The organism is Pseudonocardia sp. TRM90224, from assembly GCF_021245725.1.
Lineage (GTDB): Bacteria > Actinomycetota > Actinomycetes > Mycobacteriales > Pseudonocardiaceae > Pseudonocardia.
Genome location: NZ_JAJGSX010000022.1, coordinates 1 through 23571 on the forward strand (window position 1 = coordinate 1; position 23571 = coordinate 23571).

4 protein-coding genes are annotated in these 23571 nt (G+C 74.0%); 2 read left to right on the forward strand and 2 right to left on the reverse strand.

What is annotated here, in order from left to right:
- Both LL648_RS26540 and LL648_RS26545 read right to left on the reverse strand, forming a co-directional pair.
- Positions 1-425 (reverse strand): hypothetical protein (locus LL648_RS26540; RefSeq protein ID WP_232665457.1); only part of this gene is annotated, 425 nt, incomplete at its 3' end.
- Between the two features lie 93 nt (positions 426-518).
- Positions 519-1247: a hypothetical protein gene (locus LL648_RS26545; protein WP_232665458.1), complete on the reverse strand. Its 729-nt coding sequence runs from the start codon at positions 1245-1247 to the stop codon at positions 519-521.
- A gap of 160 nt (positions 1248-1407) precedes the next feature.
- Between LL648_RS26545 and LL648_RS26550 the strand changes: the two genes are divergently transcribed.
- Together LL648_RS26550 and LL648_RS26555 are read left to right on the forward strand one after the other, a co-directional pair.
- Entirely contained in the window at positions 1408-23127 is a 21720-nt protein-coding gene (locus tag LL648_RS26550; RefSeq protein WP_232665459.1) for an NUDIX domain-containing protein, read from the forward strand.
- Positions 23024-23566: a hypothetical protein gene (locus LL648_RS26555; protein WP_232665460.1), complete on the forward strand. Its 543-nt coding sequence runs from the start codon at positions 23024-23026 to the stop codon at positions 23564-23566. Before LL648_RS26550 ends, LL648_RS26555 begins: the two co-directional genes overlap by 104 nt.
- The last annotated feature ends 5 nt before the right edge of the window (positions 23567-23571 follow it).

Consider the following 23571-nt stretch of genomic DNA (forward strand, 5'->3'; position numbering starts at 1 on the left):
CTGGACACCGAGCCGGCGGGTCGGGTGTTGACCGCTGACTCGAACGCGACCGCGAAGGTCGACTGTGACAGCCCGACGTGCAAGGGCACCGGCGCCACTGAGACCACCGGTGCTGCATCGGGTGACATCACCGGTGTGCGGGATTCGAAGGGGTCGGCGAACTGCACCGCGAACGGCGGCGGGTGCAAGGCCACCTCGGGCACCGAGGTCACCGACCGGGCCGCGACCAAGGCCTTGAGGACCGACCCGGCCGGGGTGACCCCGGTGTCGGGCCCGGTCAGCGTCTCCACCGCGACCGCGACGATCACCTGCGAGGCGGGCGCGGCGGAGTGCGGCGGCAGCGGCGCGGCGGCGACGAGCGCTCGTGACACCGCGGTCACGCCGGATGCGCGGGGCACGTCCTCGACGGCGGAGTGCACGGTCAAGGGCGGCGGTTGCAAGGGTGAGGCGTCGTCGAAGGCGTCCAGCGCTCCGGACTTCCAGGTGCTCGACCCGGTGACGGGTAAGCCGGTCGCCGGTCAGCCGCTGACCGGGCCGTCGTCGACGTCGTCGTCGACCGCGACGATCAGCTGCGAGGCCGGGAACGACTGCTCGGGCACGGTCAAGACGGCCACGACGGCGTTCGAGGGCACCGCGGCGCCGCGGACGTCGGAGGGCACCGCCACCTGCACCGGTGGCACGGGTGGGTGTGAGCTGGTGTCGAAGTCCAACGCGTCGAGTGGCCCGGGTGCTGCGCTCGCGTTTGCCGGTGAGGACAACAAGATCAACCTCGCCCGCCTGCCGGCCGGTCCATCGGCGGCGTCGGTCGCCGGTGCGGTCCTGGTGTGTGATGGCGCGAAGTTGTGCGATGGGAAGGTCACCAGTTCGGCGACCGCGACGGACCCGAGCGTGTCGGGGGAGCCGCGTGGTGCGCGCAGCGAGGGCACCTGCACCGGTGTGACCGGTGGTGTGTGCCAGGCGGTGACGAACTCGGGTGCTTCGACCGGGCCGGACGCGAACGTGATCGCTCCGGTGGTGCAGGCCAAGTCGACCGCGAATGCGACCGTCTCGCAGGAGACCACCGGTGAGCAGCAGCCGCAGCCGTCGGAGGAGCAGGGTAAGAAGGGCGAGCAGCCCGCAACCACGCCGGCTCCGACCGCGCCGGGTTCGTCGGCGAATGCGGGTGGTCCGACGGTGGCGGGTGCGTCGGCATGGTCGATGGCCAACGCGACCATGGACTGCGCGGCGGGCACCAAGTGCTCGGGCACGGCGTCGAGCACGGCGGCGGGTTCTGATGGTCCGATGAACGTGGCCGGGGCGAACGGGGCTCGTGGCCCACCGGAGGGTGTGTCGACTTCCAGCGGTAGCTGCTCGGGCAAGGGTGGTTGCCAGGTTCAGACGAGTTCGACCGCGGGTGCCGGCCAGGTTGTGGCCGACGTGATCGCGGAACAGCAGAACCAGACCGCCGAGGCGCTTGCGGAGCAGGCGAAGCAGGCGGAGCAGGACGCCGCGAAGGCGGCGAAGGTCGCGGCCGGTACGGGTGCGACCGAGGACGAGAAGAAGAAGGCTGCAGAGGCGGCCGAGACGGCGAAGCAGACGTCGGAAGCTGCGAAGCAGGCTGCCGAGCTGGCTGCGAAGCCGGTGACCGGCGCCCCGGCCACGATGTCCGATTCCACGGCGTCGGTGCAGTGCCTCTCGAAGGGCTGCACCGCGAACACGGTCGCCGAGTCGACCGTCACGGCCGCGCTGGCCGGCGAGCAGGACCCGGCCATGGCGAGCGTCTCCCGTGCGGAGGCGACCTGCCGCTCCGGCGCCAACGGGTGCATGGTCGAGTCGACCGCATCCGTCACCACGACCACCGATTCCGGCATGCCGGAGAGCACCGACCCCGGCGCGGCGATGATCCCCGGCCGGGCCGGCGGCACCCAGGCCGCCGCCACCGTCCAGTGCCCCGACAAGGACTGCACGGGCACGGCGACCGGCGAGTCGATGTCCGCCGCATCCCCCGACGGCGGCGCTCGGGCCGCGCTCGCCGCCGCGCAGGACCCGAACGCCCCGACCCCCGCCGGCAACGGCGACGCGACCGACCCGACCAGCGTCTCCCTCGCCAAGGGCAGCACCGTCTGCCCCGGCACCGGCCCCTGCGAGGCCGGCATCTCCGTGAGCTCCGCGGCCAGCGGCTCGGCCGGGCATTTCGGCACGACGACGGCCACCGTCCAGGGGATGTGCCGGACCGAGGCCGGCGCCTGCCCGGTCACGACGAGCAGCACTACCGTCGCCACCGACGACCCGGCGACGATCAGCGAGACCGTCCGGACCGGCCGCGCCGGCCAGCTGCCGCAGACCACCCGCGCCATCGGCACCACGACCTGCGCGGCCGACGGGGCCTGCGAGGGCGGCACCAGCGGGTTCGTCGGCGACTACATCGCCGAGGTGACGGCGGGCTGCCTCGGAACCGGCTGCACCACGCGGATCGAGGGCAACGCCGCGTTCGCCGGCCCGGAGGGCACCAACACCGCGACGACGACCTCGGCGTGCACCGCCGGCGCCGACGGGCAGTGCGCCGGCTCGGGACAGGTCGGCGCGTCCGCAGCCGGCACGCAGGTGTCGTCGTCGTGCGCCGGCGACACCGGCTCGGCGTGCACCTTCGTGTTCTCGGCGACCTCGGCGGCGGCAGCGACCGCCGCCGGCACCGCCGCCACGGCGAACGCGGGCTGCCAGGCCAGTGGTGGCGCCGGTGAGGGCTGGTGCGCGACGAACGCGATGGCCGTCGCCGAGGACGGCGCCGCAATGGCCGCGGCCGGTTGTGTGGGCAGCGAGAACGCCGGCTGCACCTACAGCTACCGCGCCAGCGCAGCCGCGGCGGACACCGGCCGGGGGACGAAGGCGTCGGCAAACGCCCTCGGCCACGGGTCGGGCACGATCGGGCAGGGCCAGGTGATGGTCACCGCGCAGGCCGAGGCCGGGCCGGGCAGCGCCCAGGCGTCGGCGTCCTGCCAGGGCTCGCCGGGCACCACCTGCACCCACTCGTACTCCGCCTCGGCCAACGCTTCGGCCGGCTGGACCGGTCCCGGCGGCAAGAGCTCGGCGCGGGCGTCAGCACGTGGCTCCGGCGGCGGCGCGATGGGCGGCGGCGGGGTGGCCGTCTCCGCGCAGGCGTCGGCCGGGCCCGGCTACGCCAACGCGTCGGCGTCGTGCTCCGGCGCGGCGAACTGCACGACGAGCTTCTACGCCCACGCCGAGATGCACGACGCCGTCCAGCGGCCCGAGGGCCTCTACCTCGCCGACGCGTGGGCGACCTGCGGTGGCGGCGGCGCGAGCGGCGGCGGCTGCGGTGTGACCGCGGAGGCCGACGCGTTGCGGCAGATCGCGAAGTCGGACTGCTTCGGCGACGGCTGGTGCGAGAAGGATGCGAAGGCGAGCTTCATCCCGGCGAAGCCGCAGCCGAAGCCCGGTGAGGAGCCGCTCGGCGACAAGATCCACGGTGGCCAGGTCGTCTGCGACGTCGCGGCCAAGACCTGCGACGTGATCCTCTTCGAGCCCGACCGCCCCGCGGCTGGCACGCCGTCGGTGCCGTGCCCGATGCCCTGCCGCCTGCCCGGCAAGAGCGGCCAGACCGTCACGGTCGACGAGCACGGCGTCGCGACCGTCGAGAACCCGCGGACGGCCGGGCGCCCGGACCTCGGCGTCGACAAGAACGTCGGCACGGGCGGCGCAGCCATGGCGGTGGCCGATGAGGAGGGCCACGCCAACGGCTGGGTGAAGGGCCGCAACTCGACGACGTACGACAGCTACAGCCGCTCGACGGTCACCTACGACCGCGGTCCCGCCGACGCGACCCACTACATGTCCTTCGCGGACAGGACAGGCCGCACCTTCCGCACCGAGTGCCCCAACGGCTGCTCGGGCACGGTCGGCTTCCGCGACAAGATGGAGAGCTTCGTCATCGCGGGCACCAACGCGAAGATCAACGCGATCGACGAGGCCGGTCACCAGTCCGACATCTCCTGGAACGGCGCCGGCAAGCTCACCCCCTACGGCCAGCCGACGATCTTCGCCGACGGCAACGGCCCGGCCAGCAAGATGGGCGGCTGGACCCGGGTGCTCGGCCCCGGTCTCGACGCGCAGGGCAAGTGGAACCCCGGCTCGTTCGTGATGACCGCGCAGAGCGGCAGCTTCTTCCTCGGCAACGGGTTCAAGTACGAGAACGTCAACAAGAACCCCGGCGAGAACGACCGGCTGGAAGGCATCTTCACCGACGACGAGGGCAAGGGCGGGCGCGCGGTCTGCAACGGCCCGTGCGTCGAGACGATGCCCGACGGGATCGCCAAGAACATCACGTGCACGAGCGGCTGCGCGTGGGTCACCCGCTGGCAGGACGACAACGGGCTGAAGCTGGGCGTGACCAGCTGCGAGAACTGCTTCATGGAGCGGGAGTTCCGGGCCACCCCGATGGCCCCGAACGGCTACTTCTCGATGACCAACCACACCGACGGCCCGATCCTCTACGTGAGCCCGACGGGCGAGGGCCAGGTCTGCCTGAAGAAGTGCCACTTCACCAACGTCTCGCCCGACGCGCAGGGCAACGGCGGCTACACGATCTGCGCCGGGCACGCGTGCGGCATCGGCAGCTCCCGCACGGGCGAGGCGATCGAGAACGTCACCCCGGACAGCACGATCGGGCTCTTCTTCGGCAACACGGACGGGACTGGCCGCCGCTACATCTGCAGCGCGGAGTGCAACACCTACAACCTGGCCGGCGTGCCGCGGGAGCACGGCGGGTTCGCCGGGAGGATCCCCAACGGCAATTCGACGAAGTACGACTGGATCGGCGACTCCGACCGCGGCTGGCTGCCGCACACCGTCCGGCCCGACGCCGACCGGCCGTCGATGCACACGCCGAAGGACGACGCGATCGCCGTCGCGATGGGCAAGGACCCGAAGGACCCGAACCTGCGGCTGCCGCTGCTCAGCACCGACAGCTACAACCAGCTCTCGGCCGAGGAGCGGGCGCAGTACGACAAGCTGATCCCGATGTCGGACGCCAACCACGACATCGCGATGGGCTCGTTCTACGAGGCGCGGATCCGCGACGACGCCATGCGGGTGAAGGCACCGGGCATCGAGCAGGACATGCGCGACGTCGCCGCGGGTGTCGAGGCGTACCGCACGACCGGTGACAAGTCGAAGCTCGACGCGGTGCAGCCGACCATCGACAAGATCAACAAGGCGGTCGGTGACGACAAGACCGGTGAGCTGGCGCAGTGGGTGAAGGACCGCGGGCTGATCGACACCATCACCCTCGCGAACCTCCCCCAGGACTTCCGCAACGCCGACGGCGACCTGCAGGCGAAGCCGGAGGTCATCGCCAAGATCAACCAGCTCGACCCGGAGCGCACGAGGGACATCCGCAAGGACGACCCGACGCTGACGCCGCTCCAGGTGGCGAACATGAACATGCAGTCGATCATGGCGGAGCGCGGCCAGGCGCAGACGGTCGCGATGGGGCTCGCCACCGAACGCCGCAAGCTCGAGAACGACATCGCGGCGTGGAACACGTCGGCCGACGCCTTCGACAAGTCGCCGAACCAGACCCAGGAGTGGGCCGACCAGCTCAACAAGGACCGCGGGGCGCTCATCGACCGGCAGAACGCGTCGAACCAGCTGCTGGGCGCCGCGAACGAGCAACTGGACCGGTCGTCGGCGATGCTGCGGCAGGCCGATCTCGCCATGGTGAGCGGCTCGACCGACAAGGAATGGGCGAACCGGCTCATCGCCACCAACGGCGACATCGCGCGGTTCAACGGGCTCGCCAAGGCCATGGAGACGTCGAACGACCAGCCGCAGATCGTGCTCGCGCCGACCATGTGGAGCTACGGCACGTTCGCGGAGACGCACTACAGCTCACTGCGGCAGAACCCGATCGACCCGAACGAACGGCTCGGCCGGTACGTCCAGCTGCCCTCGACCGGCCGCACGGACAGCCTGATGGCGCAGCAGGTCGCGATCAACACACCCGGTGCGCTGCACTTCGCCGACGAAGGGACGCGGCAGCAGTTCGAGGCCCGCTACAAGAACGACACCCTCGCCAACGTCATGGCGAGGTACACCGCGCAGGGCTTCCTCGACACGGAGAAGCGGGCGCGGGCACTGCCCGAGAAGGACCGTGCGGCGGCGCTCGCGGCGGCCGGCATCACGGGCGGCAAGGCCGACGAGATCCTCGCGCGGATGCGAGACGGCGACGTCACCGCGATCCCGATGATGTATCGCGACCCGGAGAGCGGCGAGACGTCGGAGCCGGTGCTGTTCCGCGTCAAGAAGGGCGGCACCGAAACCTTCATCGACGAAACCGGGGCCACCTGGGAGAGCGTCGACCAGTTCCGGAACAAGAACGAGATGTTCTCCCCCGACGGCTACCTGTCGTGGACGAAGGACCTCGACGGCGCCGTGGGGACCGTGCGGCTGAACTCCGCGGAGGCGAAGTACACGACGTTCTGGCAGGACGCGGGCAAGGTGGCCACGACGACCGTCATCGTCGTGGGTGTCATCGGGGCCACCGCCGCATCCGGCGGGACGGCACTGCTGTTCGGCGGTGCGGCGTTGGCCGCCGGGGTGGGTAGCTCGCTCTACAACCTCAACGACCGCGCCGCGCACAACCAGGACAACAGCTGGGACAACCCGACCGCGCGCGCCGAGTACATCAACCTCGGGCTGAGCGCGCTGCCCGGCGCAGGCCGGCTGGTCGGGGCGATCCCCAAGGTCGCCTCCAAGGCCGGCGTGAGCGCGGCGATCATCCGGGGTGCCGACCGGGCGGCCGTCGCCGGCGGGGTGGCCATGTACGGCGTGCACGTCGGCGAGGTGGTCGACGAGTTCGGCGAGCTGGGGCCGGAGGGCCGGAAGATCGCCATCTCCGGGCTCGTCCAAGGGGCCGCAACATTGCTCGCACCGGTCGCCACCAGGTCCGGCCGGACCAACATGGTCGGGCTCTTCGTGCCCGGGCGGTCGACCGGGATCCGCCTCACCCCGACGCTGGACAACCTCGGCAACCCGATCGCAGGCGGGTTCCCCGCCTCGGCGAGCGTGGGGCGCAACCTGCCGCTCGGAGAGCGGATCGGCAACCTGCTGAAGGTCAACCCCGGCCTGCCGGTGACGACGATCGCCCACCAGCTCGGGGTGTCGCGCAGCGAGGTGTCGGCCGCGATCTCGGCGAACCCGGCCAGCATCGGACGGCGCACGTTCGAGGTGGGCGGCGACGGCGTGACGACCATCCGGCCAGCCACACCGTCGGCGGCCGGCTTCCACACCGGCCCCGGACCGCGCGGGTCGACCGGCATCTACTGGTGGAAGGGCCCGAACCCGGTCACCAAGGTCGACATCGACAACGGTGTGGTCACCCTGCGGCAGCCGCAGTCGTCGACCCCGGACCCGCCGGCACCGGCACCCGAGGCCCCGCCGTGGACCGGCAGCAAGGAGCTCGTCGTCTACGAGCCGCCCGCGCCGCCGACCTTCAAGGTGGTGCAGACCGACTCGGGCGAGATCGTCCTGGCGCCCGTGCCGCCGGGCGGCAAGCGGACTCCGACCGTCGAGTTCCCGGTCCGCCTCGGGGAGGCCGAGCGGCAGCTGTCGAACCTGCCCGACCGGCCGGCCGAGTACGAGCCGTGGATGCCGGGATATTCGGAGAAGCGGCAGGTGCTGGGGCCGATCGTGCTCGCGGCGACGAGCATCATCGCGCCGGCAGCCGGCGACGGTGCCCCGGTGCACGTGGCGCCGGAGATCGGCGTGCACGCCTCGGCCGTTCCCGGCAAGAACGTCGGCGCCCCGGCCGGCCTGCGGTCGACCCAGCCGGCGCCCGACGCACCGTCGCCGTTCGGGCAGGCGCGGGCGGCCGCGCCGCGGTTCAACGAAGCCGGCCCCGCCGGCGCGGCGACGGTCGGCAACCCGATCCGCTTCGGCTCCACGGCCGCGACGCTGGGGCTCTCGGCCGCTGCCGGGGCCATGGGCAGCCCGGTCGCCGATCCCCTCGGCGGCCCTGGCGGGCCCGATCTGCTGCTGCCGCCGCGCCTGGCCATGACTCCCGAGCTGGAGCGGGCGATCAACAACGGGACGCTGGGCGGGCTGCGGATGGTGCCGGTCCGCACCCGGGCCGCGCTGCCGGCCGGTGTGCGTGCGTACCTCAGGGCGCAGATGTGGCAGGAGCTGGCGAAGGACGCGTCGAGCAACGATGCGCTCACCGAGCAGCTCGCGTCGTGGCGGAGCGAGGTCCTGCCGACCGCCGTGGAGCAGTTGGCCATCGAGACCCGACGGATGGCCGACCACATCCTGCCTGACAAAGCGGCCGGCAGGGAGCTGGCGGCAGCGGTCCGGGCGGGCGAGGTCACGCAGGCCGACTTCGTCGACATCGTCGCCACCGTCCTGCGCTCGGGACCGATCAGCGCCGACCGCGCGTTGGCGAAGTTCGCCGACGAGCAGGGGCTGGCGTGGCGTCCCGCCGCGATCGGCGCGCTCGCCGACGGCATCCAGGACCTCGCGTTCGAGCGGCTGCCGCAGGCGAAGCTCACGAAGTTCAAGGAGTCGCGCGCCGCCCTGCGCAAGATCTTCGCCGACGTGGTGCGGCAGCAGGGTGAGCAGCGCGGCATGCAGCTGACGTGGCAGGGGCTCGCCGACGAGCTGAACCGCGCCGCCGACGAGCTGCTGAAGACCGTGCCCTACCAGGCTTTCCTGCCGCCGCAGAAGCGCAAGCCCGGCCGTCAGCCGGACGTGAGCTGGAAGAAGGCAGCCGATCGGATCCTGGCGCAGGTGGCCGACCTGCGCGGACGTGCGGACGAGCTGGAGCAGAAGGCGACCCTCGCCGGTGTGAAGGCCGACGCGCTGCAGCGGTGGATCGTCTCCGGCGACTTCGAAAAGGGCTCCGACGAGGTCGACCCGCCGCCCGCGAAGCAGGAGCAGCTGCCCTGGTGGCGGTGGTCGGGGCTGGCCCCGCCGGTCCGCGCCGGAGTGCTGGCGGCAGGCGTCGCCTTGCTCCTCGGTGGCGGCCTGGCGATCGCCGGGTACGTCTTCGGGCTCGGCGCGCTGATCGCCGGCGCGCTGGTCGGAGCGATCGCAGGGGCGAAGCTGCGCCCCATCAGGAGCTCACGACAGGCGCGTGGCCCACCGCTGGTCTCCCGACTGCTCGCGGCGGCGGAGAACCTGCCGGCCGCAGCCATCATCGGTGTTCTGACCGGCCTCGCCTTCGGTGGCGGCGCCGCGATGATCACGACCTCCGGCGCGCTCGTGGGCCTGATCGTCAGGGCTCCCGCGGCAACCGTCGGTGCTACCTCGCCCTCGACACGGGTACTGCTGGCCGGCGGCCTGCTCAGCACGGCGCCGCTGGTGGTGATCGCGTCCTCCGGTGGTGTGGGGGCAACCCTCGCCGCTGCGCTCATGGCGGTCACGGTGGTCGCCATCGCACTGACCGCTCCGAAGACGACCTCCGCAGGGAAGGACAACACCAAGGGCACGGCCCAGGAGCAGAACCAGAACACCGGACGCACCAAGCGGGCGGTCGTTGCTTCCGCGCTCCTCGGAGCGCTGATGCTGCCGATGCTCGGCCTCGGTGCGATCGTCGCGCCGGACGCAGCGCAGGCCGCTCCGGCGTCGGCAGTACGGATCGTCGTGTCCGGCACCGCGGTTGTGGTGACCGGTGGCATCAACCAGGTCGCGTTCACGGGCGCGCCGGGTGACACCGCCGGTGCGGTCGCAGCTGCACTCGGCACGGACTTCGCGACGTTCAACGCGGCGAACGGCTACGCGTTCGCCGGGCCCGGCACGGCGATCGGCGGGTTGCAGCTGGTCACGCAGCCGGGCTGGTCGGGGATCTGGGTGACCATCGACGGCGACTCGCTGTGGACGGTCTTCCACACCCGGTTCCACCGCCCGCAGCTGTACGACGCCGCCTACGCGGCGGACCCGAGCCCCGACCTCATCCACCCCGGCGACAAGCAGGTCGTCGAGCAGGCCGCCCCGGTGCCGCCGGTCACGCCCCCGGGTCAGCCCAACCAGCCCGGCCAGCCGAACGTGCCGGGAACGAACCCGTCCCCGACCACCCAGGCGCCGACCACCCAGGCACCCACGACCCAGGCACCCACGACCCAGGCACCTACAACGCAGGCACCCACCACCCAGGCACCGTCGACCCAGCCGCCCGGCACCCCGCCGACGATGGCCCCGCCGGTGCGCGGCCCCACCGGCGGCAGCGGCCTCCTGACGTGGCTCGGCATCGTCATGGGCGGGCTGGTGCTCGTCGTGCTCGGTGGTGCCGGGCTGCGCTACCTCGCGACGGTCGGACCGCTCTTCCGGCTCCGGCTGGGGGTGACCGAACGCCGCACACTGCGCGGTCGGGTGGCCGAGCGGGCGGGTGAGCTCGGCAAGGCGACCGGAGCCGCCGAGCAGAACGCCGCCGCCGGCGAACTCGTCACCGCGGTCGTGGACGCCCTCGAAGCCGGCGCGAGCCCGCGCAGCGTCGCGCGCAAGGCCGGCTGGCCGGTCGAGCTGGTCCGGCTCGCCCGCGAGTACGAGCAGCGCCGCGCGGAGTTCGTGGCCGCGGTCGCGCTCAAGGGCAGCCGGACCCGCCAGGAGTGGGAGGCCGCTCGCGCGGCGATGCGGGTGCTCGACAAGCTCTTCACCGGCAGCCCGACCCCCGAGCAGGTCGCTGCCGCATGGGCCCGGCTCGCGGAGCTGACCGCCGTGCTGGACGGCACCTGGTCGGCCCTGCAGGCCTGGCGCGGGGTCGCCGAGGCGAACGGCGTGACGCTGCGGTTCGGACGCGACGGCGGGATCGTCGCCACAACGTCCGGCGGGCGGCGCATCCGGCTCACCGCCGACGAGGTGCGTGAGCTGCTCGCCGATCTCGGCCCGCGCCCGACGAACGACGCAGACCGCGCCGCGCTGCGCGGGAACGCCGCCACGTGGTGGGAGGAGCGGCTCGGCAACGGGGCCCCCGGCGCACCGGCCGTGCAGACCCCGCAGACGCCGCCGGCCCAGACGCCGCCGGCCCAGACGCCGCCGGCCCAGACGCCGCCGCCCGGCTCGCCGAGCGTTCCCGCTCCGCCCGCTCCGCCGGCCCCGCCGGCCCCGCCCGCACCCGCGCCGGCTCCGCGCCCGCTGACGTTGCTCGGTGTGTTCCGGACCCTTGCCGGGGCGTCCGGCGCCGTGACCGCCGCCGACGTCCGCACGCGGCTCGGCGTCACCGACCCAGTCCGCGCCGTCACGGCGGTGCTCGACGAGCTGGCCGCGGCGGGGCTCGCCGAGTCGCTCGGCAACGGCACCTACCGGCTCGTGCCGCGGCTGGTGGAGCTGCTCACCGCCGCGCCGCAGGGGTTCCGCGACGAGCTGGCCGGCATCGGCAACCCGATGGACACCGTCGCGCTCGCGCTGCGCGAGCTCGACGCCCGCACGCTGGCCGGTCAGCCGGAGCGGATGGCGCAGGCGGTCGAGGCGGTCGACGGGCTGCTGCGCTCGGGCATCCCTGCCAGGAACGGGCTGCGCGCCTGGACCCGTCAGCTCGGCGTGCTCGCCAGGCACCTCGCCCGGATCGCCGCCGCGGTGGTGCAGGCCCGCACCCGGGCGTTCACGCTGACGAACACCCGCAAGATGATCGTCTCCGGGCTCACCGGCGAGCAGCGCGGCTGGCTGCGCTGGCTCGGCCAGAACGCACCCGCCGGCGTGGACGTCGCCGCGCTCGTCGCGGACCGGCTCGGGATCACCCAGGTGGCGGCCGCGAAGCTGCTCGCGGACACCAAGGTGGCGGCGACGGAGCCGCCGCTCACGACGGGTCCCTTCGTGGACGTCGTCGCCGACATCGCCGACCGGATCGCCGATGCCAACCCGACCGACGTCAAGGACGTCGAGGTGGTCCGCTCGGCGCTGGAGATCGAACGGGCCGCGGTCCAGGACGCGCAGCGCGACGCGCTCGACGCGCTCGCACTCAGCGGGTTCGGTGCCGGGCCGCGCGGCCGCTGGGCCGCCGGGATGGTGGAGCGCGCCGGACGCGGCGCCGGCATGGTCGTCCGCACGGTGCGTGCGGCGCACCGGATCGGCCTCGACCGGCTCCGGATGCCGAGGTCGACCGCGACCGCGGGCGCCGCGCTCTTCGTGATCGGCGGCGCGATCGCCGGGTTCGTCGCGTTCCTCCCGCCGACCTGGCCGGTGTTCGCCGCCGGCACGCTGCTCGGTGCGCTGTTCGTCCGTCCGGCGCTGCAGGCGCTGCGCTGGCTGGTGCAGGCCCGGGCGCCCCCGCTGGCGAAGATCGTCCGCGCCGGCGCCGCGCTGCTCGGGGCTGCCGTCGCAGTGGTGGTCAGGGTCGACCCGGCGCTGCTGGGCGATCTGGTCACGGTGGTCGTCGACGCCGCGAAGTGGCTCGCGCAGCGCCCGCAGTTCCGGCAGGTCGCCAACTCGTGGCTGGTCGCTCTGACTATCAGCACGGCGCTGGCGTTCCGCTACGTCCTGCGCCGCCAGACGCTGAACCGCAGCCGCGGCCTCGAGCGCAACCCGCGCGGCGACGGGCGCTGGACGGCGCTGGGCTTCGGCCTGGTGACGGTCGCGTTCGGCCTGGCCAAGCTGCTCGCGACGGGCGGCGTGGCCGGCATCGTCACCAGCCTGCTGGCCGCCGGGCTGGTCGCCGCCGTAGTCAACGCCTTGCAGCGCAAGGACACCGGGTTCAAGCGCGGCTCGAACGCGGTGATCGCCGGCCTGTGGGTGCTCCCGGCCAGCCTGATCAGCGGGATCATCGGCGCGCAGGTCGTTGCGACGACCACGGGGCAGTGGTGGCTCGGGCTGCTCGTCACGCTGCTCGTCGTCGCCCCGGTGCCGTTCATCAGCGACGCGGCGGCGGCGTTCTGGGGCCGGATCATGTCGAAGCGCGCGACGGACAAGTGGTCGCAGCTGGGCGCGAAGACCCGCAGCCCGGACCACGAGGCGGGCTGGTGGTTCCGCTTCCGCATCAGCTGGGCGGCCCGCCGGATGCTCGACCGGTTGAGCATCAACCCGTTCGACCCGCGCCTGTCGTTGCTCAAGCTCGACTCGGTGCTCAGCGCCGGGATCGCGTACTTCGTCACGCGGCCGTGGCCGGGCGACAACCTTTGGACGATGCTCGCCCGGCTCGCCGTCGGCGGCGTGTTCCTGATCGTGCTCAACCGGTGGCGCGACGCGTACGAGTGGTACGCCGGCTACTACGGGTACTCGAGCCCGCGGCAGATCCGTGCGCCCGTCCGCCCGGGCGGGGTGCTCGGCCCGATGCAGCCGGGCGGTCGGCTGCGGGCCGGGTTGCTGACGCTGCGCGACCAGCTCGGCGAGGTCGTCGGCGACCCGGACGTGATGACCGGGCTCGGCACGATGACCGTCGCGGAGCGGCGGGACCTGGCCGCGAAGATCGCCGAGCGGCTCGCGACGCGGCTCACCGAGGTGGTGACCGACGAGCTGGACGGGTGGATGACCAACTCGCCGGGTGCCGGCGTGGCCGCCGCTGTCGCGCGCGAGCGGGAGAAGGCGAAGGAGCGCCAGGAGCAGCACGTCGTCGCGGCGGCGCACGTGATCGCGCTGCTCTCCGCGATCGCCGGCCCCGAGATGCGCGACCGCGCTGCGCAGCGCCTGCGCGGCGCGGGCTACTTCGACGCGGAGGAGCTGATGGCGTTCTTCGGCCTCCTGCTCGACGCGCTCCGCGCCGACCCGGCCATCGTGGGCGCGCTCCCGGCCGGGGTCGGCCCGGAGGGCGATTGGGGCGGCCGGCTGGCGGAGCAGATCAAGCTGCGGAACACGTTGCGGGTCGGGTACCTCGCGCTCCGCCATGAGCTGCTCATGGAGCTGCGGCTGGTCCACCCGCACGGGTCGAGGGAGCGGGAGTGGGTCGAGCAGGAGCTCGTGCTGGTCAAGGTCGACGACGCGAAGGCCGACATCCGCAAGGGCGACGTCGACCCGCTCTACGCCGGCACCCACCTGATGGGCGAGCGGGCCGGCAGCCTCGTCGACCCGAACCGCAACCGGCAGCAGAGCCAGGCGGACCTGCGGGCCGGTGAGCTGGCGCACCGCACCGCGATGCAGCTGGCGATGCTGGTCACCGAGCTCGTCGTCGCGCCGGCGGAGCAGGCGCGGGCCCAGGACGAGTGGCATGATCACCTGCTGGAGGCCACCACCGGGCCGGTCGTTCTCGACCAGCTCTCGCCGCTGGGGGTGCTGCTCTCGGTCGCCGGCCGGAACACGCCCGTCACCGCGGAGGCGTTGGCGGCCGAGTACGGCGCCGGCACACCGCAGGCCTGGCAGCTGCAGCTCGATGCGCTCGCCGCCGCGAAGGCGGTCGAGGGCTCGGCCGCGGCGGGCTACCTGCTCAACAAGGAGCTGAGCGCCCGCTGGTCGGCCGCCGACGCCGTGCTGCGCCACGCGCTGCGGCACAACCCGGCGGTGCTCCCCGGCAACAACGAGCTGGCCCCGCTCACGCGGCTCGACGCGGACGGGGCGGCGGTGGCCGCCGGGGTGCGGGCGCTCTCGGAGGTGCTGCGTGCGGTCACGGTGATCTTCCGCAGCCCCTACGACGGCTTCGGCTACGAGACCGCCGCGCTGCGCGCGCTGTTCGCGAGCGTGCGCTACCAGGCGGCGCACCCGCTGGGCCGGCCGATCTGGCCGAGCGACGAGGCCGAGCGCAGCGCGTTCGCGGAGACGAGGGCGCAGCTGAAGGCGGTCCGTGCGGCGCAGCAGCCGAAGGTGCGGGCGTCGGTGCTGAAGCAGCACGCGGCGGTGCTCGACGAGCACCGCCGGCAGGTGCTGGTCGCGACCCGGCTGCTGGAACGCGCGCTGCGGGCGTTCGTCAGCTCCGGAACGGTCCCGGGGCTGCAGCCGCGTGGCCCGCCGCAGGCCGTCCTCGACGCGCTGCTGGCCGCGCGGATCGCGCAGACCCACGCCTACATCGCGCTGTACGAGGCCCGGGCGGCGGCGGAGGAGGCGGCCAGGGCGGCCAACGCCTACCCCCACCAGATCGACGCGCTGCTCGCCGCCGCCGACGAGACGCTGGACGCCCGGCCGGGCGCCGACCCGTCCGAGCCGGCCGTGCTCTCGTACCTGCGCCGGATGCGGGCGAACCTGAAGGAGGTGCGCGCCACGCTCGCCGCCGCGCCGAGCAGCGAGGCGGCCAAGCGGACCGCACTGGTGGCGCTCGGGCTGCACGACGTCGCGAACGACGCGGCCTGGGAGGCACTGCACTGGCGGACGCTCTTCGGTTACGTCGCGATCGCCCGGGCCCGCAGCCAGGCCGACAAGCTGCGCCGCCAGCTCGCCGCCGCCGGCGGGGCCCCGGCCATCGAGCAGGGCATCGGCGTGCTGTCCGAGCCGGGCTCACCGGTCGGTGCCGCAGCCGTCAGCGTGCGCGGTCGGCGCCACCCGGTGAACCAGGACAGGGCGCTGGTCGGGTCGACGGTCGACGGGATCGGCCGCTTCTCCGTCACGGCCGACGGGCTCTCGGTCGGTTTCGGCTCCGAGCGCGCCGCACGTGCCGCCGTCGACGCGGCGGCCGGTGTGCTGCGGCGGCACCAGCCGGGCGACGACCCCGCGGCGACCGTGCGGCGCGCGTACGACGCGGCCGTTGCGGCGGTCGGCGAGCTGGGCCTGCCGGACGCGGCGCAGCCGCCCGCGACGACCCTGGTGATCTCGCTGGTGACACCCGCGGTCAGCACCGGCCGGTTCGACGTCCACGTCGCGTGGGTCGGCGACACCCGCGCCTACTGGGTGCCCGAGGGTGCAACCGCCGCCGAGCAGCTGACCGTCGACCACACCCGCTCCGGGGCGCTCACGGCCTGGATCGCGATCGACCGCAGGCCGGAGCCCGCCACGCAGAGCAGGCACGACGTCGGCGCCGGCAGCGTCATCGCGCTGACCGACGGGATGTGGGAGGAGGTCGGCGACCCGGCTGCCGCCCTCACCGCCGCCGGCCGCACCGACCCGGCGGTGGCCGTCGACAACCTCTTCGTCGCCGCGGGCGCGGCGAGCCGCACCGACGACCAGACCGCGGCGGTCATCACGATCAGCCGGATCACCGGCGGCGGGCCCGTCATGGTCGACGGGCGCGCCGAGCCGAGCGTCGTCGAGACGGTGCTCGCGGCGCTGCCGGGCCTGGAGCACCGGATGACGCCGCTGGAAGCGATGCCCCACCGGAGGCCGCGCGGCCCGCCCGGCGTCACCGTGCTGGTACTGGACGGCGAGCTGCCGGCGCCGGGGGTGATCGCGTTCGGATGGGCCGAGCGCGACGTCGTGGTGATCACCCGGGCGATGCTCGACGAGATCGTGGAGCACATCGCGGTCGGCCGGCTGAGCGAGCAGTGGTGGTTCGACATGCTCGTGCACGAGCGGGACTTCCACCTGCCCGGCGGGGCGCACTTCCCCGAGCACACGGGCGTCCGGCACGACGCCGACGCCGGCCCGTTCGCCCGTGATCTGCGGATCGCCCGGTGGAGCCTGGTCACCGACGCGTTCGTCCAGCGGCTGCCCAGGGACGTCGTGGAGTCGCTGCCCGCGCGGCCCGGCACGGAGGGTGTGCCGGCCGCGGTGCTGACGTACCTCGTCGCGAACCACCCGCGCGAGCTCGCCGAGGTGATCGAGCGGTTCCGGGCCGTGATGGGCCCGCTGGAGCGTCTCTACGAAAACGCGCACCCCGAGCTGATGGCGGCCCTGCGGCAGCACGGGCGGCAGTGGCGGGCCGCCGCGCTGCAGGCGGCGGTGGTCGAGGCGGGCGGAACGGCCCGGTACGTCGCGAACCCGCTGTTCCGGGCCACCGCCGCGGACCGGGCGTGGTTCGCCGAGCTGCACTACGACGACTACCGCCACGCCGAGGGATTCGTGCTGGACCGGGTCGCGGGCAACCCCGCACTGACCGGGATCCCGCTCGAGGAGCTCGTCGCGGTGAACCTCTACACCGCGGTCGACGCCCCGGCGCTGAACCGGGCGCTGCGCGACTCCGGCACGGAGCTCGACATGTGGTCCTCGCCGGCGATCAACACCTACGACGCGCGGATCGCGGTCACCGTCTCCGGGCTCAACCAGCTGCCCAGCCACGTCGGCTGGGTCAACCGCGGCATCGAGGTGGCCGCCCCCGACGAGGTCGCGGCCGGGTACCAGCGCGGTCGGATCGTGACCGAGCGGCAGTTCCTCTCCACGAACGCAGGCGACCGCGGGTTCGGCGGCAACATCGAGTTCGTCATCTACTCCCGCACCGGCCGCAACGTCGCCGCGGTACAGCGCTACCAGCGGTCGGTCGCCTTCGGGATCGCGATGAACGAGGTGGTGTTCGCGCCCGGCACGAGGCTGCTGCCGCTGCGGCGCGAGCGCAACCCCGTCACCGGGCACTGGAAGATCTGGCTGATCGACGTCACGCCGGACGTCCGCCTGGCCGGCGCGGGGGCGATGCTGCCGGCGCCGTTGATCGGGCTGGACGGCGGGTGGCTCGCCGACGCCGTGCAGGTCGTCGCACAGGTCGGGCTGGTCGGTCTGGCCGGCGCGGGTGTGTTCCTCGGCGTGCGCTGGCTGGTCGAGGCGCTGCGCGGTGGGCGGACCACGACCGGGCCGCCGAACGGACTCCGGCGGGCCGCGGCCGTCGTTGCGGCGATGGGTGCGCTCATGATCGGCGGCGGCTTCGCCGCGATCGTGCCGGCGGCCGCAGCGGACACCGCGCCGGTGGTTCCCACCGTCCAGCGAGCAGCCGTGCAACCGCCCGCGCAGGTCGAGTCCGACGAGCGGGCGCAGCTCGCGCAGCGGGCCCGGGAGCTGTACGGGCAGGCGGACGACCTGCTGCGCCGGTCCGACGCGTACTACTCGGACGACGTCCGGCACTCCGCGTGGGACCTGTCGTGGCGGGCGCTGCAGTTCGCCGACGACGACGAGTCGCGCCGGATCCAGGATGCTGCGGAGCGGATCGCGCAGCAGGCCCGACCGGACATCCCGGAGCACATCCAGCCGTACTTCCTGCGCGGATACGCCCACCGCCTGCAGGGCGACGCCACGAACCCGCGGATCGCGGTCGCGGCACTGCGCCGCAACGCCGACGACCTCGCGGCGGACATCGACGCGGCCGACCGGATCCTCGACGCCACCGACGCGAGGCTGCCCCGACTGCGCTCCGAGCTGACCGAGCTGACCCAGCGCCAGCAGGACCGCGAAACCTACCGGCAGATCCTCATCTGGGCGCTCGCAGGCGGCGGGGTCCTCGGCACCGGCGGCACGTGGTTCGCCGTGTGGTGGCTCCGGCGTGGCAGCCGCTCCCGGAGCGAGAGCCTGGAGGTGCTGGGGCACGACCTCGACGACTGGTTCCGGCAAGCCGCTCGCTCCCAGGACACGCGACCGCTCGCGGACATGTGGGCCCAGCTCGAGCGGGTCGAGCAGGGCCTGCGGACCTACGCGCGGCTGCGCCGCGTGCTGAGCGAGGACCGGCGCTCGGCGGACCACACCGGCGACCTCCGGCGTCGGCTGGCCGTCGCGGAGTCCTACCACCTGCTCGGTGGGGGTCACGGTGCCGTTGCCGACGCGGTCGACTGGGCGCGGCTCTGGCAGCTCCTCGCGATGCTCGACGGCCAGAGCAGGAACGTGAAGACGTGGCGGCTCCGGGTGGCCGGCGCGATGCTGCAGGTCGGGCCGCCGCTGGACACCGGCGTCCTCGACGACCCCCGCCTGCTGCATGCGCTGCGGGTGCTCGTCGACACCGACGCGCACCTCCTCGGCGCGTGGGAGCGGTTCGACCCCGCCACCCGGCTCGCCGTTGCCGCGCTGGCCGTTGCGCCGGGCTGGACGGGCCGGCTGGCCCACCTCGGCGGTCCGGAAGGGCCGCGGCACGTCGTGGAGGGCGTCGACGAGGCGATGCAGGCCACCGTGACGCTGATCTTCGAGTCGTGGCGGACGAGCCGCACGACGCTCGACGCCCACCTCGCCGTGGTCCGTGCCGGGCTCAGGCTGCTGGAGGTCGGCGAGCCGGTGCCGGCCGAGGCGCAGCGGCTGCGTTCGACGCTGGCCGCGTTCGAGCGCACCCTGCCGCTGCTGCTGGCACTCGGCGTGCGGCGCGACCTGCCGCCGTCGGCACAGGAGTGGGCGCAGGTCGGGCCGGTGCTCGCCGGGATCGCCGCGACGCCGCCCGCGCAGCGGCTCTCGTTCGAGGGCTACGCCGTCCAGCGGGCCGCGGCGGTGCTGCTCTCGGCCATGGAGAAGATGGCGCTCGGTGGCGCCGAGCAACCGCGCCTGTTCGCCGATGTGATGCTCGGCGGGATCACGACCGCGCTCGGTCCGGCCGGTGGATGGGTGGCCGGCTACTGGGCCGACGCCACGGACGAGGACCGGGCGGCGCTCGCGATGGCCGTTCTCGCCGTCGGCGGCGACGGGGTGCTCGCCGAGCTGCCGGAGTCCGGTCGCCGTGCGGACGTCCTGTGGGCGCTCGCCGACTGGGGCGTCGCACTCGACCTGGAGGCGCTCACCGCCCCCGTCGAGGCGCTGCTGCTGCTCGCACCGGACGAGCCGGGGCGACCGGAGTTCGTCGAAGCCTGGCTCGGGCTGGTCCGCACGCTGGTGTCCGACGCGCAGGTGCTCACGCACGGCACGCGACCGGGCCCGGCGGCCGTCCGGCTCGTCGAGCGGCTGGACGCCGGGCTGCGCGCGGCGGAGCCCGCGGAGCGGGCCGGGGTGCTGGAGCGCACGACGGCGGTGCTGCGCATCGCGGCGGAGCGGCGACTGGGCACGGCCGGCGCCCGGACGCCCGAGGCCGAGCAGCCGTGGCGCAACCCGCTCGTCGTCTCCCCGAACCTGCGCACGAGCGTGCTCGAATGGTCGGCAGCCGAGCTGGACCGGCTGGCGAAGCTGCCGCCCGATCAGGCGCTGCGGCAGGTATGGGCAGCTCAGGGGACGGACGGCCCGCCGGTTCTTGTGTCCGCCGCCGAGTGGCCCGCGATCGTCGCAGCCGGGCACCGGCCGATGTACCGCGGCATCTCGGGCGCCTACTCCGTGCGGATGGCCGAGCAATACCGCAGCCACGAGGCGTTCATCGGCTGGGCGGCCAACATGCGGGGCCGCGGCACCAATTTCGCCACTGACCACAGCACGGCCGACGAGTTCACCGGCTCGGACCACGATCGGAGCTTCAGCCTGCGGCGGCGCAGCGCCGCGTCCGCGTTGCTGCTGGGTTACCTGCACAAGGACGCCGTCATCGTGCACTCGAAGGAGGCCGACCAGCGCCGCGACGCCGACGTCGCCGCTCTGCGCAAGCGCGGGCGGCGCGCGATGGCGGACGCGCTCGCGAAGGACATCGGGCTGTGGGCGGCGCTCAGCGGGGTCGATGCCGTCTGGATCGAGCGGGGACAGCCGGACTTCGGGCGGCAGTACCTGATCGTCAACCGGACCGCGACGCTCGTCGACCCCGCGCCGCCGGCCGACGCGCCCGAGCCGGCGTGGTCGGGCGACGACTGGATGGCCTGCACCTGCGGGGAGCAGCACTGGGGGCTGCACGGCGCGGCCGGCCTCCTGCTCACCCACCAGGCACCGGACGGCACGCGGTACGTGCTCATGCAGCTCCGCTCGGGCATGAACCAGCACGCCGGCACCTGGGGCCTGCCCGGCGGGGCGCGGGCGTACCGGGAGCCGGCGGAGCACGCGGCCGGGCGCGAAGGGCGTGAGGAGGCCGGGATCAGGCCCAAGCACTACCGCGTCACCGGCCGGTACGTCGACGACCACGGCAACTGGAGCTACACCTGGGTGCTCGCCGAGGCCGACTCGCTGCTGACGCCGACGTCCGACCACGAGAGCATCGAGGTGCGCTGGGTCCGCGTCGACGAGATCGAGGCGCTCGACCTGCACCCCGGCTTCGCCGCGAAGTGGCCGACCGTGCGCGACGAACTGCTGGGCGACGAACGTGGCCCGCGGTCTCCTGGCTCGCGCCGGGCCGGTTCGGCGGGCATGGCCGGGCTGGTGGTGGTCGGCGAGGGTTGGGCGGCCGACGTGGTGCAGGCCGTCGCGCAGGTCGGGTTGGCGCTTGCCGCACTGGCCGGTGCGGTGCTGGCGGTGCGATGGGCCGTCCGCGCGCTCGCGGGCGCGCGCACGACCCGGGGGCCGCCGCGCATGCTGCAGCGCGCCGTCGCGGTCGTGGCCGCGGCCGGGGCGCTCATGATCGGTGGGCTCGTCGGAGCGGTGACATCGCGGGCGGACGTCACCCCACCGGTGTCGAGCAGCACCCTGCGCACCGCGGCGCAGCCGGACGGGGGCGAGCGGGTTCCGCCGGCGGATCGCGCTCGGGAGCTCGTCGGGCAGGTCCGCCGCCTGACGCTGGCGCAGGACGCGCTGCGGCCCGACGAGGTGCAGGAACCGGCGCGGGCGCTCGGCGACCGGATCTCGGCATACGCCGACGCGAACGACACGCAACTCCGGCAGGACGCGGCCGCCGCGTACGCGGTCTCCCGGCGGATCCGCGAGCTGCTGCCGGACCGGCTCTACCACGGCTACCTGCTGGAGGACGCGTTCACGCTCGTGCGGGATGTAGCGGACCCGGCCGTCCCCGCGGTGGCGGTGGCGGCACGGCTCGACGAGCTGCAGAGCCGGCTCGACGAGCTCGCCGGCAACATCGAGACCCTGCGCGGCGAGCTGCCGCGGCTGCGCGCGGACCTGCAGGAACTCACGGATCGGCAGGACGGCCGCGAGGACCTGCGGCAGCTGACGAGGCTCCTGCTCCTGCTCGGCGCGCCGACGACGGTAGTCGCCGCGTTGCTGCTGGCCCGCCGGTTCGGGACGGGCCTGCCGTATCCGGGCGCGGCCGGGTCGGTCGAGGACGTGCTGCGCCGCCCAGGGCCGGCAGGAGCCGGGCCGGTGGATCTCGACACCCTGCGTGGGCACGTCGCTGGCGTGCTGGAAAGCGGCGTCCGGCCGGAGGTCACACCCGCGCCCGCGGCCGAGGAGAGAACATCGGGCCAGTGCCTGAAGTGCGGCGGGTACCACAGCGGACCGGGCGCCGCCGGTCTGCTGCTGGTGCACCGCGACCGGACGGGCCGGCCGTGGGTGCTCCTGCAGCTGCGCGGGCGGATCAACGAGCACGCCGGGACGTGGGGGATCCCCGGCGGCGCCGTCGAGCGCGGCGAGACCCCGGCGCAGGCCGCCGTCCGGGAGACCCGGGAGGAGACCGGGCTCGTGCGGTGGGCCGACTACACGCTCGCCGACCGGCGCTACGAGGACGACCACGGCGGCTGGATCTACACGACGGAGCTCGCGCACGTCGAGACCCGGCAGAAGCCGCGCCTGCCCAGGGGCGTTCGGCACGAGACCAAGCGGGTCGCCTGGTTCCCGCTCGACCGGCTGCCGCGCCACCTGCACCCGGCGTTCGCGATCATCCTGCCGGCGCTCGTCGAGAACCTGATCCTCGACCGGGCGACGGCCCCGACCGTCCAGGAGACCGCCCTCACCGACCGGGAGCGGCAGCTGCTCGTCCGCTACGACAGCCTGCTCGCCGAGCTGGAGGGCGAGCTGGCCGCGCTCGCGCCGCTGCTTGTTGATGCCGACACCGCACCGAAGCAGGTGGAACAGCTGGGCCAGCTGGCCTGGCTGGCCAGCATCGTCGGCGCTGCCGCCGAGCGCCTGGGTCTCGCGTCGCAGCCGCTGGACCTGCTCTCACCGGCCTTGCTGGCCGGCGTCGACGCCCGCAGCCCGCTCGGCTACGTGCTCGCTCACCGGCTCGGGGCAGCGGACGGCCCGCGCTCGCACTTCGCGCGGGCCGACCCGTCCGCGTCGGTGCTGGACGTCGTCGGCGACAAGCACGCCGGCGGGTTGATCGGGCAGGCGCAGGCCCGCTGGTGGGACTGGCGCCAGCTCGTGCAGTCGATGGTCGCCGACGCCAGGCCGGACGCGGAGCCGTCGATGTCGGCCGAGACTGTCGCGAAGCTGCGCCGTACCGCCGCGATCCGGTACGGGCTGACCACCCGGCTGGCCGGGTTGCCGCTGGTCCGCCGCGTGGTGGCGCACACCCCGGTTCTGGATGTGGTGGTCGACCCTGCAGGGCCGGGAACGGGCGGCCGTGAGCGCGTTCAAGTACTACAACCTCGCCGCCCGCGCGGCGCTCGACCACGCCGCCGTCTTCGGGCGGTCGACCGGCCCGAGGCACGATCAGCTCACCCGTGACGTGCCGGTGGTCTACTCGGCGCTCGCGCACCACCGCCGCGGCATGCCGCAGCTCGTCCACCGCGGGTTCGCCGTCCGCGTCCGGCCCTCGAAGCTCGGCGCAAGCGCGGCCGGGACCGTGCCGACCTCACCCGACGGGCGCCCGCTGCGGGCCGGTGACGTGCTGGAAGCCGCCGCCCCGGAGTTCGTCTCCTACGAGGGCAAGCACCCGCGTTCCTACGCCGGCTGGCACCCGGAAGGGCACGTCGGGGTCCTGTTCGAGTACGTGACGTCCGCGGCGGTCTGGCTCGGTGGGAAGCGGCCGTTCGTCCAGTGGGAGGGGGTGCTCCCGCCAGGACACCGTGCGGTGGTGCTGTCGGTCGAGCCGCCGACCGCCCGCAGGCCGTACTTCCGGGTGTGTGCGGTCGAGGAGCGGCTGTTGCTGGGGCGGGAGCGGTGAGCCGC